The 14,793-nt window shown below is 65.5% G+C and carries 14 protein-coding genes; 6 read left to right on the top strand and 8 right to left on the bottom strand.

The window, feature by feature from the left end:
* Positions 1–20: 20 nt before the first annotated feature.
* Both V9F06_01110 and V9F06_01105 read left to right on the top strand, forming a co-directional pair.
* Positions 21–1,826: a M3 family oligoendopeptidase gene (locus V9F06_01110; GenBank protein ID MEI2616219.1), complete on the top strand. Its 1,806-nt coding sequence runs from the start codon at positions 21–23 to the stop codon at positions 1,824–1,826.
* 10 nt (positions 1,827–1,836) lie between these two features.
* Positions 1,837–2,586, top strand: a complete 750-nt coding sequence (locus tag V9F06_01105; GenBank protein MEI2616218.1) for a GNAT family N-acetyltransferase — start codon at positions 1,837–1,839, stop codon at positions 2,584–2,586.
* Positions 2,587–2,711: 125 nt separating this feature from the next.
* Here the strand turns inward: V9F06_01105 and V9F06_01100 are convergent, their stop codons facing one another.
* From V9F06_01100 to V9F06_01075, 6 genes are all read right to left on the bottom strand, one after another.
* Complete coding sequence (locus V9F06_01100; protein ID MEI2616217.1) at positions 2,712–3,905, bottom strand: Fic family protein; 1,194 nt, start codon at positions 3,903–3,905, stop codon at positions 2,712–2,714.
* Between the two features lie 214 nt (positions 3,906–4,119).
* Positions 4,120–4,602 carry a hypothetical protein gene (locus V9F06_01095; protein ID MEI2616216.1) on the bottom strand — a complete coding sequence of 161 codons (483 nt, stop codon included), beginning with the start codon at positions 4,600–4,602 and terminating at the stop codon, positions 4,120–4,122.
* Between the two features lie 3 nt (positions 4,603–4,605).
* Positions 4,606–5,850 (bottom strand): hypothetical protein, encoded by a 1,245-nt coding sequence (locus tag V9F06_01090; protein ID MEI2616215.1) that lies wholly within the window; start codon positions 5,848–5,850, stop codon positions 4,606–4,608.
* 3 nt (positions 5,851–5,853) lie between these two features.
* Positions 5,854–6,087, bottom strand: coding sequence for a DUF542 domain-containing protein (locus V9F06_01085; protein MEI2616214.1), 234 nt, complete (start codon positions 6,085–6,087; stop codon positions 5,854–5,856).
* 131 nt (positions 6,088–6,218) lie between these two features.
* Positions 6,219–6,968: a hypothetical protein gene (locus V9F06_01080; GenBank protein ID MEI2616213.1), complete on the bottom strand. Its 750-nt coding sequence runs from the start codon at positions 6,966–6,968 to the stop codon at positions 6,219–6,221.
* A complete protein-coding gene (locus V9F06_01075; GenBank protein ID MEI2616212.1) occupies positions 6,968–8,167 on the bottom strand; it encodes a CoA transferase in 1,200 nt (399 codons plus the stop codon). The genes V9F06_01080 and V9F06_01075 overlap by 1 nt, the downstream gene beginning before the upstream one ends.
* Before the next feature lie 100 nt (positions 8,168–8,267).
* Here V9F06_01075 and V9F06_01070 point away from each other — a divergent pair, with 100 nt between their 5' ends.
* Complete coding sequence (locus V9F06_01070; GenBank protein MEI2616211.1) at positions 8,268–8,630, top strand: HNH endonuclease signature motif containing protein; 363 nt, start codon at positions 8,268–8,270, stop codon at positions 8,628–8,630.
* On the opposite strand, the gene V9F06_01065 is transcribed toward V9F06_01070, so the two are convergent.
* Both V9F06_01065 and V9F06_01060 read right to left on the bottom strand, forming a co-directional pair.
* Complete coding sequence (locus V9F06_01065) at positions 8,603–10,192, bottom strand: molybdopterin-dependent oxidoreductase (GenBank protein ID MEI2616210.1); 1,590 nt, start codon at positions 10,190–10,192, stop codon at positions 8,603–8,605. The two genes, V9F06_01070 and V9F06_01065, sit on opposite strands and share 28 nt — an antisense overlap.
* 42 nt (positions 10,193–10,234) lie before the next feature.
* Positions 10,235–11,590: a S41 family peptidase gene (locus tag V9F06_01060; GenBank protein MEI2616209.1), complete on the bottom strand. Its 1,356-nt coding sequence runs from the start codon at positions 11,588–11,590 to the stop codon at positions 10,235–10,237.
* Positions 11,591–11,958: 368 nt separating this feature from the next.
* Here V9F06_01060 and V9F06_01055 point away from each other — a divergent pair, with 368 nt between their 5' ends.
* The 3 genes from V9F06_01055 to V9F06_01045 all read left to right on the top strand — a co-directional run bounded on the left by V9F06_01055 (position 11,959) and on the right by V9F06_01045 (position 14,421).
* Positions 11,959–12,507, top strand: coding sequence for a cob(I)yrinic acid a,c-diamide adenosyltransferase (locus V9F06_01055; protein ID MEI2616208.1), 549 nt, complete (start codon positions 11,959–11,961; stop codon positions 12,505–12,507).
* Between the two features lie 382 nt (positions 12,508–12,889).
* The gene (locus V9F06_01050; GenBank protein MEI2616207.1) at positions 12,890–13,603 is read left to right on the top strand and encodes a haloacid dehalogenase type II; all 714 of its coding nucleotides are present in this window, start codon (positions 12,890–12,892) and stop codon (positions 13,601–13,603) included.
* A complete protein-coding gene (locus V9F06_01045; protein ID MEI2616206.1) occupies positions 13,603–14,421 on the top strand; it encodes an aldo/keto reductase in 819 nt (272 codons plus the stop codon). Before V9F06_01050 ends, V9F06_01045 begins: the two co-directional genes overlap by 1 nt.
* Positions 14,422–14,793 lie beyond the last annotated feature (372 nt).

The raw sequence follows: 14,793 nt of genomic DNA, 5'->3' as shown, positions 1-14,793 counted from the left end.
TCACGGAAGAGAGCGTGTTCTTGGCAACTCAGCCGCTTCCCCGATGGGACATGACGGTCGTCTATCCGAGCCTCGACTCGGCGGAGTATCGCGCGGGCTTTCAGTCTGCCATCGACGCGATCGCCGGGCTGGCGGCGCTGTTCGACGCGCACGATGTCGGCCGGCACGAGCATCTCGCGACCGATGGCGCTGCCGTCGTGTCGTTCGACGAGGTGGTCTCACGGCTCAACGCTGTCTTGCGGGAGGTCGGGACGCTCGGCGCATATCTCGCCAGCTTCGTGACGACCGACTCGCGTGACACTGCCGCGCAGGCCGCCTACTCCCAGCTCGAGCAGCACCTGGCGCGATTGTCCCAGCTGGAAACGCGCTTCACCGCCTGGGTCGGGTCGCTGGATATCGATGCGCTGTTGGCGATGTCAGATGTGGCCAGGTCGCACGAGTTCGCGCTGCGCCATGCCGCCGAGGCTGCGAGCCGGCAGATGTCGCCGGCCGAAGAGGCCCTTGCCGCCGAGCTGAATCTCTCCGGCGGGTCAGCCTGGGGAAAGCTCCAGGGTAATGTGTCGTCGCAGCTTCTCGTCGAAATCGAGCGCGATGGCGACGTTGCCGAACTGCCGATGAGCGCAGTCCGCAACCTGGCCTACGAGTCCGATCGAGAGATACGTCGCCGTGGCTATGAGGCGGAGCTAATTGCCTGGAAGCGCGTCGAGATGCCGATCGCCGCCGCGTTGAACTCGATCAAAGGGGAGTTCGTCACGCTCGCTGGCCGGCGCGGCTGGGACTCCCCGCTGGATGTCGCGCTCTTCGACAGCCACATTGACCGCGCGACGCTCGACGCGATGCTGGCGGCCGCCCACGAGGCGTTCCCCGACTTCCGCCGCTATCTCCGTGCGAAGGCGCGTCTGCTCGGGCTGGAGCGGCTGGCCTGGTATGACCTGTTCGCTCCCGTCGGCGCGAGCAGCCGTGACTGGCAGTGGGACGAGGCGACCGCGTTCGTCGTGGAGCAGTTCAACGGCTACGCTCCGCGAATGGGCGCTCTGGCCGCGAGGGCATTCGCCGAGCGTTGGGTGGATGCCGAGTCGCGCCCAGGCAAGCGCGACGGGGCGTTCTGTATGCCGCTGCGGGCCGATGAGTCGCGTGTCCTGGCGAACTTCAAGCCCGCCTTCGCCGGGATGAGCACGCTTGCCCACGAGCTGGGTCATGCGTACCACAACCTCAACCTGGCCGGCCGCACTCCACTCCAGCGCCAGACTCCGATGACGCTGGCCGAGACGGCGAGCATCTTCTGCGAAACGATCATCCGCGACGCAGTGCTGGCCGCATCGGACCCGGGGGAGCAGCTCGCGATCCTCGAGGCGTCGTTGCAAGGCAGCACCCAGGTCGTGGTGGATATCACCAGCCGATTTCTGTTTGAGCAGGCCGTATTCGATGGCCGGCGCGAACGCGAGCTATCGGTCGACGAGTTGAACGAGGCGATGCTCTCCTCCCAACGTGAGACCTATGGCGACGGGCTGGACACCGATCTGCTGCACCCGTACATGTGGGCGGTCAAATCGCATTACTACAGCAGCGATCGAGCGTTCTACAACTACCCCTACATGTTCGGGCTACTGTTTGGCCTTGGCCTCTACGCCCGCTACCGGCAGGAGCCGGAGGGCTTCCGGGAACGCTACGACGATCTGCTCGCCTCGACCGGCCTCGCCGACGCCGCCGCGCTGGCTGCCCGCTTCGGCATCGACATCCGCTCGATCGACTTCTGGCGCTCCAGCCTCGATATCATCCGCGCCGATATCGACCGCTTCGTCGAGCTTGCGGGGGATGAAGGATAAGGCGCAGGGGATGACCGATCTCCGTGCCGTCGCCTACGTGGCGCTGCTGACGCCATCGCCGTTGGATCGCTATCAGTCACACCCGGCCCGCCGGATGGAGCGCGACGGCATGGTTTTTGTCGCCAGCGACGAGCCGGGGCCAGACGGCAACGTGGTCATTGTGACCGGGCCGGCGACATCGCGGCGGCTATTGTCGTTGGCGGCTGCCTATTACGATGGCGCGGTGTACGGCGTCATGCTCGATGTCGAGCGCGCCGCGCTACTGGACGATGCGCTGCGGGCCGGCGGCTGGATCGTCGACGAGGAGGAGCCGGCACTCGTTCTCGCGCCGATCCCGCCAAGCCCATTGCCGCCGCCGGAACTGGCGATCCGGCGCGTCGCGACGCAGCGCGGCCTGGATGATTTCTTTGCGATCACCCGCACCCCGCGCCGCTATATTCCGTCGCTTGCTGCGGCCCTCGACCCGGATGTCGCCCTCTTCGTCGGATACGTCGACGGCGCTCCAGTTGCGGCGGCGCGTGTGTCGTGTCTCGGCGCGGTCGGCGAGGTGATGGGCGTCGTCACCGACGACGCGTTCCGCCGCCGCGGGATCGGCACAGCGATGACCTGGGCGGCGATCGACGCGGCCAGGCAGCGCGGCTGCATCGCGATCACGCTCACCGCCACCGAAATGGGGCTCCCCGTCTACCTGCGGATGGGGTTCGTCTACGCTTGCACGCTGCGGACCTGGGCGGCGCCAACCAGATTTCCGACCTGTTAACGATGTCGGATGCTCCGTATTATCGTGACGGCAGATCGGATAGAGGACGATTGTTACGGAGTTAGCGTCGCGTGGGATGCCGCGCTCGTACATGTCGGTGAGGCGTCAGACGACAGGTGGCGTCGTTATCTTTCAGACACCGTCCGCTGTGGTGGCACCGATTCACCGTCGTCAGGTGCTCGCTCGTCAAAGAGTGTCAGGTATGGAGCATAGCGGAAGACACGCTTACGCGGTCCAGGGGTGATCTGATGGAGCAGTCCGAGCGTCACGAACTGATCGATCAGTTTGTTCGCTGTTGCGAACGAGACCTTCATATGCTCCTTTGCGTAGCCGACGTTGATGATCGGCTTTTCGAACAGAAGATCGAGTAGCTTCACTGCGTTGGTCCCGAGATGTTGTTCCTGGAGCAATGAACGGTGCTGCTCTCGAATCGACACGATTGCGCGGACCGTTTGTGTGGCTTCCTCGGCCGTCTCGGCGACGCCACGAAGAAAGAACGCTAGCCATCCTTCCCAATTTCCTGAGTCACGGATTGCCATCAATCTGTCGTAATACTCAGTGCGGTGGCGCTTCAGAAAGTAGCTCAGATACAACAGCGGCCGATGCAGCACTTCGCGTTGGCATAACAGGAACGTGATGAGCAGTCGTCCGACCCGTCCGTTGCCATCGAGAAATGGGTGTATTGTCTCGAACTGCGCATGCGCCAGTCCACAGACGAGCAGAATCGGCAAGTCGTGATCGGCATGTAGGAATCGCTCGAAGTCCCCGAGCACGACGTTTAACTCAGAGACCGGCGGCGGGACGAAGGCAGCTCGGCTGAGGGGCGAATCGGCAGCGCCAATCCAGTTCTGGGTCGTGCGAAACTCACCAGGAGTGCGATCCTGGCCTCGCACTCCGTGAAGCAGTTCGGCGTGAATCTCGCGGATCAGCCGGAGCGATAGAGGAAACGTCTCGAGACGCTGGAGACCGTAGTTCATGGCGCGGATATAATTGACGACCTCCTCCACATCAGTCGGCAGGTCGCGCACGGTCGCGCCTAGTTGAAACTCCAGAACATCGTCGAGAGTGCTCTGGGTTCCCTCAATTTGCGAACTGAAGACTGCCTCGCGATTGACGTACATCGCGACAAACAGGTTGGGGTTCGGCAGTGTTTGCGCTATCCCGTCGAGTCGCCCGAGAGCCTGGTCCGCGCGCGAGAGCAAACGAAGCATCGTGGCATCGACCGTCACCGGCGGGTCGGGCGGTAGGGGAGCCGATATGAACGCCCGGTATCCCTGCGGCTGTCTCACATATTTACCCGCGCGCGTAATAAGCGTCACGGAACCAGCTCCTTATAACGGCCGACAATAATAAGCGGCTCGGTAAACCGATTCTATTATAGGAAGTGGGTGGCTACTATAATACGGATGCCACTCTGGCGCCTGTGTTGAAGTTCGCGATAACAACACATGGTCGTGCGGTCGCCCATCTTTCCAGCCAGCTTCATCTTCTACTGCGTGCGGCAGCGTTCGGGATGCTGATCGGGCGGACCAATCAGGGCCGCTCCGCGGTGTCGCCACCGACGGGCTTGCCATCGCGGACGAGCTTGGCGGGGCGGGGAATGAGCCGTTTCCAGATCTGCGCGACGATGATCAGAATGGCCGCCAGCTGGAGCACGGACGAGAGCGCCAGCGCGAGATGCTGTGCGGTGCTGTCGTATCCGGCGCGGCCGAGTGGCTCGGCGATGACGCGGACGCCCAGCCCCAGGTTGAGCAGCGCGATGCCGGCCGTCGCGATCCGCTCGTTGTAGCCGTAGGGCAGCGAGGTGTTGCGCTTGCGCGGCAGCAGCCAGTAGGCGACGCCGATGGCGAACTGCAGGAACCAGCCGACGAAGAGCATGTGACCGTGGGTCGGCGCGAACCACAGCCGCCAGCTGCCGGGGACGAGACTATCCGACAGCATCAGCGCGCCGAGCGTGACGCCAGCGACGAGCCATATCAATGCGGCGCGGGTGTAGAGGATGCTGACTCGGTCCACAGGCTAGCGGGCCGGACGAGCCGAGGGCTTGAGCGTCATCGCGGACACTGTCCCACGCACCTTCTTGCGGAAGGTTGCGGCAAGGATTGTCGCGCAGAGCATCAGCGAGGCCATTGTGGTCAACCCGCCGATCATGATGACGATGCTTCCACCATCGCCGCCACGCTGGCGCCACCACCAGCCGAGCGCGAGGATGACGACCCCGGCGATCTGGATGATGATCTGGGCGATGGCGAGGCGCGGCCAGCGCAGCGCCTGCCCCATGAAGCGTGGGAGCAGGTAGTAGCCAACTCCGGCAACCAGCAGGCCGGAGAACCCGAAGAGGTTGATTGAGCCGTGGGCGATTCGTAGACGGTAGCCAGCTGTGGGATCGATTGCGAACCAGCCGCCGAGCAGCACGCCAGTGGACAGCGCCGTGCAGGCGGCCAGCGTCCCGATTCTCGAGACGAGCGGCAGCCCGACCAGCATCGGCGCGACGTTAGCGACGAACAGCAGCAGCATCACTGCTTGCGCCACCCCCGCGACGGCGAACAGCGTTCGATTGTCGATCGCCAGCGCGACGATCATCAGCGGCAACGCCACCGTCGTGATGCGAAGGTGCAGGGTGATCATCCGCGGCGAGCGCCAGGGCCGGCCGGTCCAGCGCGAGAGGGTGTGGTAGCAGACCCCTGATGCCATGTTCAGGAACCAGCCCAGCAGCATCGAGTGCGCCCAGACGAGCTCCCAACGGCCGTGGCCGGGCGTCCAGAAGCGCAGCATCAGGCCGATTGCCAGGCCGACGATCAGGTACATCCCTGCCTGGCGGGTGAAGCCGACCCCGACCTTGTCGGCAAGCGCCTGCTCGGGGTGTGGGAGCGGCGGGCCGACGTTCGTGACGGGCTCGGAGCGGAACAGCCGCATGATCGAAATCATGAAGCACAGTCCGCCACCGAGCGCCAGCACCGTGCCGGCTGTCTCCAGCCAGCCGAGCGGCACGGCTCGCCCCAGAAACGTTATCCAGCCACCGGCGATGGCTAACACCAGCGCGGCAGCCATCATTCGCGGCTGCTGCCAGGCGCGGCGACTGAAGACCGGAACGATCCGGACATTGATCGCCAGGATCATCGGTGTGATCGCGCCGAGGACGACAAGCGCGACAATCGCGCTCCAGAGCGCCATATGCCCCGGCACGAACGCGGCACAGCCGGCCGCGACCGTGAACGCGAGGACCGCCGAGAGAGCGCCGATTGGGACGAGCCGTGGAAACATCGGTCAGGCGGTCGGGATGCTCATGTCGAGCGTATCGAAGACCTTCGTGAAGATCTCTTCTGCGTCGAGCCCATGCAGCCGAGCCGCTTCGGCAATCGGGTGCTCGCCGCCGCAGCACAGGTCAAACCCATACTCGGCCAGCGGCTCCATCAACTGTGGGTGACGCTCAACGAGAACACGGATCTTCTCGGTCCGGATCTCCTCGATCGTTGCGACATCAGGTCGAACGGTTGCCATATCTCGTTCCTCCATTCAGGAATCAGTTCAACACAACGGCCCTAATCCTTCCCTGTCGGGCCGCTGGTGGCTGTGAGAATTATCACACTTTCGATACCAAAAGGTGGGGAAACGTCGATTCGCTCCGTTTGTCATTCGTCATCCGGGATTCCCTCTCGGAGCGATCGCTTCAGGCCCGCGCCGCGCCGCTGACCGGGTTTGAGCTTGCGCGCGCCGGGATTGCCGCCCTGGCGGCGACCGCCGACCGATGACTGGCGCGCCGAGCGGGGGCGTTGGCCGCGTCGCAGCGCGCCGAGTTCGCGTCTCACAAGGGCCGGCATGTCTTCTGGCCTGAGGTCGGGCGCGCTATGCGCTAGTCGCTTCGCCACGCCTCCGATCGTCGCCGCGTCGAACGGCGCGTTCAGCGTCCCGAGCGCCAGCGCGACCTGCAGCAGCAGCGTGTCGGTTGCGCGCGGGCCGGCGACCGTCCGTGCCGCGCCGATCAGCGCGCGTTGGCCCTCGGGGCTGCCATCCTGGCCTTTCAACGACATGGTTGCCCCCAGCGCACGCCAGTCATCGGAGTGGCGCTGCTGGCGCTGGGATCGTTCGCCGCGCGTCGCGATCAGGAGGCGGGCAACCTGCTCGGGGTCGATCTCGCGTCCGGCCTGGCGCAGGTGGGAAAGCGCCACCGCGATCTCACGCGGATTGACGCGGTAGCCGGCCGCGAGCCGGACGGACGCGACGAACTCGGCGGCTGGCATGACAATGCCGGCGTTGAGCAGGTCGATACTGATGCTCTCGAGGATTACCTCGCGTGAGGCCGACGGCGCCGCTGGCGTGGGATGCTGCTCTTCGGCGGCCGGCTCGTCGGGCTGCTGGGTCGACTCCTGGTCGCTGGTCATCAGACGATCCCGTCTCTATGGAGCTGGTCGATCGTGCTCTGGTCGTAGGCAAGGCGCTCGCGGAGCACCTCGTCGGTGTGCTGGCCAAGCGTCGGTGGGGCCAGCCGGATCTTCGCGGGAGTTTCCGACAATGCAAACGGGATGCCGGCCAGCTTCAGCAGTCCAGCCGTCGGGTGCTCGACCTCGACCAGCATATCGCGGGCCAGTGTTTGCGGGTGTGCGAAGACCTGCTCGATGGTGTTGATCTTGCCGCTGGGGATGTTGGCTGCGTCGCAGGCGGCGATCCAGTCGTCGGCGTCCTTCGTCAGCAATCGCTCCTGCAGGATGGAGACCAGCTCGTCGCGGTTAGCGACGCGGGCCGAGTTCGTCGCGTAGCGTTCGTCGCCGCCGAGCTCGGGCCGGCCGAGGATTGCGCAGAGCGCCTGGAACTGGCGGTCGTTGCCGACCCCGAGGGTCATGTGCTGGTCGCGGGCGCGGAACGTCTGATAGGGGACGATGTTGGCGTGGGCGTTGCCATACCGCTTGGCCGGATTGCCGGAGACGAGATGATTCTCGCCGACGTTGGCCAGCCAGGCGACTGCCGAGGTGAACAGCGACGCGTCCACGCGCTGGCCGGCGCCGGTCGTCTGGCGCGCCTGCAGCGCAGCCAGCACACCGACGGCAGTGAACAGGCCAGTGGTGATGTCGACGATCGCGACGCCGACCTTCATCGGCTCGCCATCCGGCTCGCCGGTGATCGCCATGATCCCGGCCTCGCCCTGGGCGATGAAGTCGTAGCCCGGCTTGTCGGCCAGCGGGCCGGTCGGACCGTAGCCACTGACGTTCGCCCAGATCAGGCCGGGGTTGTCCTTGCGAAGGTCGTCGTAGCCGATCCCCAACCGCTCGAATGTCCCGCGCTTGAAGTTCTCGACGACGATATCGCTCTCACGAGCCAGGTCGCGGATGATCTGCTTGCCCTGCTCGCTCTTGATATCGAGCGTGATGCTGCGCTTGTTGCGGTTGACCGCCAGGTAGTAGGCGGCCTCGCCGCCTGCCCAGGGCGGACCCCAGGCGCGTGTGTCATCCCCCTTGCCTGGCTGCTCGACCTTGATCACGTCGGCCCCGAGGTCGCCGAGAACCATCGTGCAATACGGCCCGGCCAGCACCCGCGAGAGGTCCAGCACGCGGATGCCGTCGAGCGGCCCGCTGGTGTCAGTCATCGTCCATACCCTGCATTTCGTGATTGAATCTGGGCCACGTCGGCTCCCCGAGTGCGGCGCATCGCTAGCCTATCACGGAAGTCTGGAGCAACCCCCGCCGATGCCATCTCGCGCCGAGATCATGCGCGCTGTCGCCGAGACCGATCGCACATTTCGCCTGGTCGAGGGCGACTGGATCGGCAAGTGCCTGATCTGCAACGGGCCGCTGCGGTTCGATGCGCAGACCGGCGCGGGGGCGACGATCGAGCACATCGTCCCGCGAACGGCCGGCGGGGCGAACGACCTGCTCAACCTCGGGCTGGCCCACGCCGCCTGCAACTACGAGAAGGGCGTCCACTGGGACGAGCCGAAGCGCCGCCGGGGTCGGGAGAAGGAGTACGAGGCGTTGGTAACTCGGTTGCTGACAACGCGCCGGGCACGCTGGCGCGAACCGGGTCAGGCGACTTCCAGCCGCACCGTCTGATAGCCAGTCATCCCATCCGGGTGCGGGTCTGTTTCTGCTGCGATCTGCAGCGCCCCGGTTCCATCGGTCGCGCGGGCTGTCACGCGATAGCGGCCGGCGGCTGGCCGCCAGTCGTAGCGCCAGCGCTGCCAGACGAGCTCCGGCTGATATGGCTCGATCTCGGCCGGCTGCCATGGTCCATCGTCAATCCGCACTTCGACGAGCTGGATGCCTCGCGAACCAGCGAAGGCGATTCCGCCCAGCGGCACGATGCCGTCTGCTCCCGGGGTGACTGTCCCGCGCGGTGTCTCGATCGTCGAGATGATCTGGATCGTCGCGTCGTTCGTCCAGCCGCGCTCCTGCCAGTAGCCTCGATAGTCGGCGTCGATCAGCTCGATCCTCTCCAGCCACTTGACGTTCTTTTCGCCGTAGAGGTCGGGGATGTAGAGCCGGCAGGGGAAGCCATGGTTGCGCGGCAGCGTCGTGCCATCCATCCCGTAGGCCAGGAGTGTTCGCGGGTCGAGAGCCTTCGCCAGCGGGATTGAGTCGGAATAGCCACCCGCGCCGTGACAGACGAGGCGGGCAACCCCATCGCCGATGCCGGCGCGCTGGAGGACATCGCGCAACGGCACACCGGTCCAGTGGGTCGTGGAGATGAGCCCGCTGTCGTACGTAAAAGAGATGCACATCAACGTGCCGTCCTGCGTGACAGCCGGCATAGCCAGCAGGTCCTGCCAGGCAAGGACGACCTCGCGATCGACCTGCCCGGCGACGGTCAGCGACCAGCTATCCTGGTTGATGTTCGGGGCGCGGGTGGAGATATCAACCCTGTAGAACGCGGCGTTATCGGTGTAGCGCGGCGGCACGCCGTCGGGCGCGATGAAGCCGCTGGTGGCCGGCGTCGCGACGGATGGTTCGGGGCTGGCGGCTACGGCTGCCAGCGGCTCGCCGGCTTCCGTCGGCGTTTCTGGCCCGCTGAGCCAACTCAGCGCGCGGCCGATGGCAACACCGCCGAGGCCGAGCCCCAGAGTCAGCAGCGCTATACGGCCCAGTAGCTCGCGGCGGCCGTAGTCTCCCGGCTGGTCGATCCAGTGGTCGCTTGCCTCCCGTGTCCGCTCGGCGTCCAGCGCTTTGAGGCCCGCGAGCCAGCGATCGAGAAGTAGCCCGCCGAGCGCGGCCGGCAGCCCGAGCGTGATGACCAGCCACGCGAGCTGCCCACCCTGGGCGCCATCCCACCATGCCAGCCCGAACCCCGCGGCGAACGATATGGCGGCGGTAATCATCCCTGGACGTTCGCGGTCCCGCCCGACCGCGAGCGTCAGCGCCGGCCAGGCCGCTACCCAGAGCAGAACACCGCCGGCCAACAGGAGACGCTTGGCTGTGTGGCCGAATGTCTCTATTGCCCAGGTTGCCAGGCCGCCGGGGGATGCGCGGATCAGCAGGTCGGCGAGGTCAAAGGGTGGGTAGGTCGCGAGCCCGAGCTGAGCGAGGCCGGCCCAGAGGCCGGCGACAAGGATGCCGGCCGCCGCCGCGGTGAATGCCCCGGCGGTCGAACCGGTTGGAAGGCGTCTCTGATCCCGCATTGTTCGCGCCGATCTGGCGCGGCTAGCCCCGCCAGCAGTCGGCTAGGGGGTCGTCGCGCTAGTGTTTCGAAGGACGTCGATTGCCCATTCGAGCTGGAAATCGTTCAGGTTGTCCGGCAGTGGGCCGGCGTTGTTGACGGGAATGAACGGATACTGTCCATCCCGCAGCCCGACCTGGACATCTGGCCGGATGCCGTGGTCGCGGATCATCCTGCCGTCCGGCGTCAGCCAGAGCTCGGTGCCGAGCAGGATCGTGCCACCGTTATCCAGCTCGAACGTGCTCAGAACAGTGCCGGTGCCGAATGTTCGCTCACCGATCAGCGTCGCGTTTGGCGTGTTCGCCCGAATCGCGCCGGCGGTGATCTCCGACGACGATGCTGACCCCTGATTGATCAACACGATCAGCGGAAGGTCGCCGATGTTCGCTGCCTGGGGCTCGGCCTTGTGCTCCTGCCGGCTGCCGTCGCGGAACTGGCTGACGAAGATCGTGGACCCCTCGGGGACGAAGGTCGACGCAACCTTGATCGCTTCGTTGACATAACCGCCAGGATTATTGCGGAGATCGAGGACCACCCGTTCTGCGCCCTGTTTCTTCGCCGCATCCAGCGCCTTGATGATGTCGTCCCCGGCGCCAGTCGAGAATTGCGACAGTCGGATCAGCGCGATGTGATCGTCCAGCATCACCCAGGCGACTGGTGACACCTCGATCTTGCGCCGCGTCAGCGTGAAGCTGAGCGGATTCGCCTCGCCGGCACGGCGGAATTCGAGCGTGATCTTCGATCCTTCTGGTCCACGGATGATCTTGACCACGTCGTCCACCGTGCGGGTCGAGACATCCTGTCCATCGACCGAGACCAGGATATCGCCAGGGCGAACGCCGGCCTCCATCGCTGGCGAGCCATCGATCGGCGCGACGACCACGATCCCCTCGGTGCGTTGCTCGACCTGAATGCCGACGCCGACGTACTCGCCAGAGAGCGATTCTGTCTGCGCCTGGCTCTCCTCGGCGGTCAGATAGCGGGTGTGGCCCTCGTCGTGGAGCGTTGCGAGCATCGCCGAGATCGCGGCCTCGGTCATCTGGTTGGCATCGACCGCTTTCTGGTCGACGTACTTGTCCTGGATCAGCTGCCAGGCCTGGTTGATCGCATCGGGGCCGCCTGCCTGGGCGTTCGGCGCCGCGCTGGCCCCGCCGCTGGGCGGGCTGACGACGAAGCGCTGGAAGAGCATCCCACCTGAGAAGGTGAACAGCAGCACACTGAGGGCGACAAACAGAATAATCGCCCTGATTGCGCCTCTTGGCGATTGTCGGTGGCCTGGTCGTGGCTGCTCTGGCGATGGTGGCGCGGCCATTGGCTGGTCTCCGGCCGGCGGCTCGTGGGGGTGTCCGGGTGCGCTCATAGTGTTGTCGTCTCTGCTTGGAGCGGATGTCTCGCGGGCATCTGGTCGCCGCCGCCGGCGGCGCGAACCAGCCAAGTATACGAGCAGCGATCGCATCGCTAACGCTGCCAGAATAATTCAGCCAGATTTCAGGTTCGGGTCATGCGAGGTTCAGCATCAGGGTAGATAGTAGGTTCAGCGTTAATAAACGCTGACAACCAACCACCCCCTACCCCCACACGTCGGTCCCGCGTGTAATCGGGATCGGACCCCTTGAGAGCTCGCCAGTCGCGCACCTGGCGGGCTCTCCCCCTTTCTGGCCGGGTTGCGCGCCGCGCCCACCGCCGGTACGGTTCGTGGATACTGGCAACGAGGAAATGGAGGGCCATGTGCCGTTCTACACCCGCGGTGGAGATAAGGGATATACCGACCTGCTCGGCGGGCGCGTTCCCAAGTACGCTCCGCGACCGGAGACGCTGGGCGCAATCGATGAAGCGACGTCGTCGATTGGCTTCGCCCGCTCGCTGGCAAGCTCCGAGCGCACGCAGTCGATTCTCATCGACGTCCAGCGCGATCTCTATCTGATGATGGCCGAGCTGGCGTTTACTCCCGAGGTGCACCAGAAGCGCTACCACGTCACTGCCGAGCATGTCCTGCGGATCGAGGCCGAGACGGACGCGCTGGAAGCCGACGTGCCGCTGCCGCCACACTTCATCCTGCCGGGAGATTCACAGGGGGGCGCTGCGCTGGATGTTGCGCGGACCATCGTCCGGCGATCCGAGCGGCTGGCAGTGCGGCTGATTCACGATGGCGAAGTAGAGAACGAGCAGCTGCTGGCCTATCTGAACCGGCTGTCGTCGCTGCTGTTCATTCTGGCGCGTTTCGAGGATCAGTGCGCCGGTGTGACGCCGACTCCGGCCAAGCAGTCACGCGTCTGAGCCCGGCGCAGGAACGAGAAGCGGGGCCGGCGAACCGACCCCGCTGATCCGACTGTTGGCTGCCTGGTTGCGGCTGGTAGCGTGAGTGGGAGGGCTGCTGACGGCGATTGGCGAAGCAGTCGGAACAGTAGGCGGGCGTGTTGCCACCTGGCTGAAACGACGCCATCGTCTCGCGCCAGCACTCGTCGCAGGCGGCCGGGAACATCTGGCGCTCTCCGCGGACGTGGCGGCGACGTTAGCATGACGCGGACAAATACGTTAGACCTTTGAGTGTACATGAGCATGAGCCAGCCGTGGTCGTTGCGCGAGTCTACCGGGGCCGCCGATCGATCGTGCAACAGTATGATGTGTTGTCGCCAGCGACGGACAGGAAAAGGTCGGAATGACATCGACACGGTTCGGCGGGTTCGAGGCAATTGTCTTCGATGCCTATGGCACGATCTTCGATCTTGGCGCGCTGGAGGGTATCTGCGCCGCCGTCGCTCCCGACCCGGCGGCGTTCTCGCGGATGTGGCGGGTCAAGCAGCTGGAGTACGCCACCTTGCGCACGGTGCTGGACCGGTATAGCGACTGGGGCCAGATCACGTCGGACGCGCTGGATTACACAACCACCATCTTCGGACTCTCGATCGACCCCACCCAGCGAGGCCGGCTGATGCGTGGCTGGATCGAGCTGCCGGCCTTTCCCGATGCTGCCCCGGCGCTCAGACGTCTCGACGAGTCTGGCGACCGCATCGCCGTCCTGTCGAACGCAACACACGACATGCTCGACCCGCTGATCGCGCGCAATGGCCTTGCCGGCGTCTTCGATGATGTGCTGACCAGCGAGATGGTCCAGGTGTTCAAACCAGACCGCCATCTGTACGCAGTCGCTGCCGACCGCTTCATGGCCCGGCCGAACGAGGTGCTGTTCGTCACGACGAATGGGTTCGATGTGGCCGGCGCCAAGGCGGCCGGCCTGACCGTCTGCTGGGTCGATCGCCACGGCCTGCCGCTCGACCCGCTGGGGTTCGATCCGGACATCCGCGTCCACACCCTCGTCGAGTTGGCCGACCTGTTGCTCGGCGGGCCGGATGAGCCCGTGGGGTTGCGCTGATGGAGTGGCGCGAGCTCGGCCTTACTGGCCTGCGGGTTCCGGTGGTCGGGATGGGCACCTGGCGGACGTTCGATGTCTACGGCAAGGAAGAGCAGGCTGACCGCGTGGGCGTCGTGAGCGAGGCGCTCGATCTGTCCGTGCGCTTCTTCGATTCTTCGCCGATGTATGGCGAAGCCGAGCGAGTCCTTGGCGCTGCGCTCACCGGCCGGCGTTCGCGGGCGATCGTCGCAACGAAGGTCTGGACGTGGGACGACGTGGAGGGTCATTCCCAGATCGATCGCGCCCTGCACTACTTCGAGGGCCGTGTCGATGTCTACCAGGTCCACAACCTCGTCCGATGGCGAGAGCTACTGCCGGTCTTCCAGCGTATGAAGGACGCCGGGCAAATTGCCGCGCTTGGCGTTACTCACTACCAGCATTCGGCGTTTTCAGAGCTGGCCGACGTCCTCCGGTCGGAAGACGTTGACACCGTCCAGATCCCGCTGAACCCGCTCGATCGCGTGGCCGAGCGCGAGATCCTGCCGCTGGCGGCCGAGCGGGGTATCGGTGTGATCGTCATGCGCCCATTCGGCGAAGGCAGCCTCGTCCGCAACGCGCCGCCGGCCGCGGCGCTGGCGCCGTTCGTCCGGTTCGGGTGTCGGACCTGGTCGCAGGTGCTGCTGAAGTGGACCCTGAGCGACCCGCGTGTGACGGTCGCGATCCCGGCGACGGCTAGCCGCGAACATCTACGCGACAACGCCGAGGCCGGCGACCCACCCTGGTTTGGCCCCGACGAGCGCGCCGAGGTGGTTCGGCTCGCCGAGCGTTACTGCCGATAGCAACATCCCCGCCCCAATTGCCCATCTGGCGGTTGCGCCCCTGAACCATTGGACAGGCGCGGAACAGGCCGAAGCGCCGATGCGCCCGCGCCGGCCGCGTTCTAGACTGTCATCACAGTCGGTGAGGCGTGCAGGAAAGCCGCCTCGGTAGCCGCGATGTGGCGGCCCGACCAACGCCGTATGCGGCGTGATGCAATGAAGCAGGAGAGCATGATGAATGACCCGATGACGCTGGATGTGCTGGTCAAAGCGCGCCGACAAGACCTGGCAACGCATGGCCGGCGCGATGGCCGGAAGTTTTTCGGCCGCCGATCCTGATACCCACCCACCCCATCCCACCCCTTTCCTCGCGGCCGGACTCTCCCCAGTCCG

The sequence above is a fragment of the Thermomicrobiales bacterium genome (genome assembly GCA_037045155.1).
Classification (GTDB): domain Bacteria; phylum Chloroflexota; class Chloroflexia; order Thermomicrobiales; family CFX8; genus JAMLIA01.
The sequence above is the reverse complement of the archived record's forward strand: the minus strand, read 5'-3'. Positions and strand labels throughout refer to the sequence as shown.

What these genes read in the sequence shown, in the direction of transcription:
- V9F06_01075 (MEI2616212.1), bottom strand. Translation starts at nt 8,167, where the DNA reads ATGACTGACACCAGCGGGCCGCTCGACGGCATCCGCGTGCTGGACCTC.
- V9F06_01065 (MEI2616210.1), bottom strand. Translation starts at nt 10,192, where the DNA reads ATGCGGGATCAGAGACGCCTTCCAACCGGTTCGACCGCCGGGGCATTC.
- V9F06_01050 (MEI2616207.1), top strand. Translation starts at nt 12,890, where the DNA reads ATGACATCGACACGGTTCGGCGGGTTCGAGGCAATTGTCTTCGATGCC.
- V9F06_01070 (MEI2616211.1), top strand. Translation starts at nt 8,268, where the DNA reads ATGCCATCTCGCGCCGAGATCATGCGCGCTGTCGCCGAGACCGATCGC.
- V9F06_01045 (MEI2616206.1), top strand. Translation starts at nt 13,603, where the DNA reads ATGGAGTGGCGCGAGCTCGGCCTTACTGGCCTGCGGGTTCCGGTGGTC.
- V9F06_01060 (MEI2616209.1), bottom strand. Translation starts at nt 11,590, where the DNA reads ATGAGCGCACCCGGACACCCCCACGAGCCGCCGGCCGGAGACCAGCCA.
- V9F06_01090 (MEI2616215.1), bottom strand. Translation starts at nt 5,850, where the DNA reads ATGTTTCCACGGCTCGTCCCAATCGGCGCTCTCTCGGCGGTCCTCGCG.
- V9F06_01085 (MEI2616214.1), bottom strand. Translation starts at nt 6,087, where the DNA reads ATGGCAACCGTTCGACCTGATGTCGCAACGATCGAGGAGATCCGGACC.
- V9F06_01105 (MEI2616218.1), top strand. Translation starts at nt 1,837, where the DNA reads ATGACCGATCTCCGTGCCGTCGCCTACGTGGCGCTGCTGACGCCATCG.
- V9F06_01080 (MEI2616213.1), bottom strand. Translation starts at nt 6,968, where the DNA reads ATGACCAGCGACCAGGAGTCGACCCAGCAGCCCGACGAGCCGGCCGCC.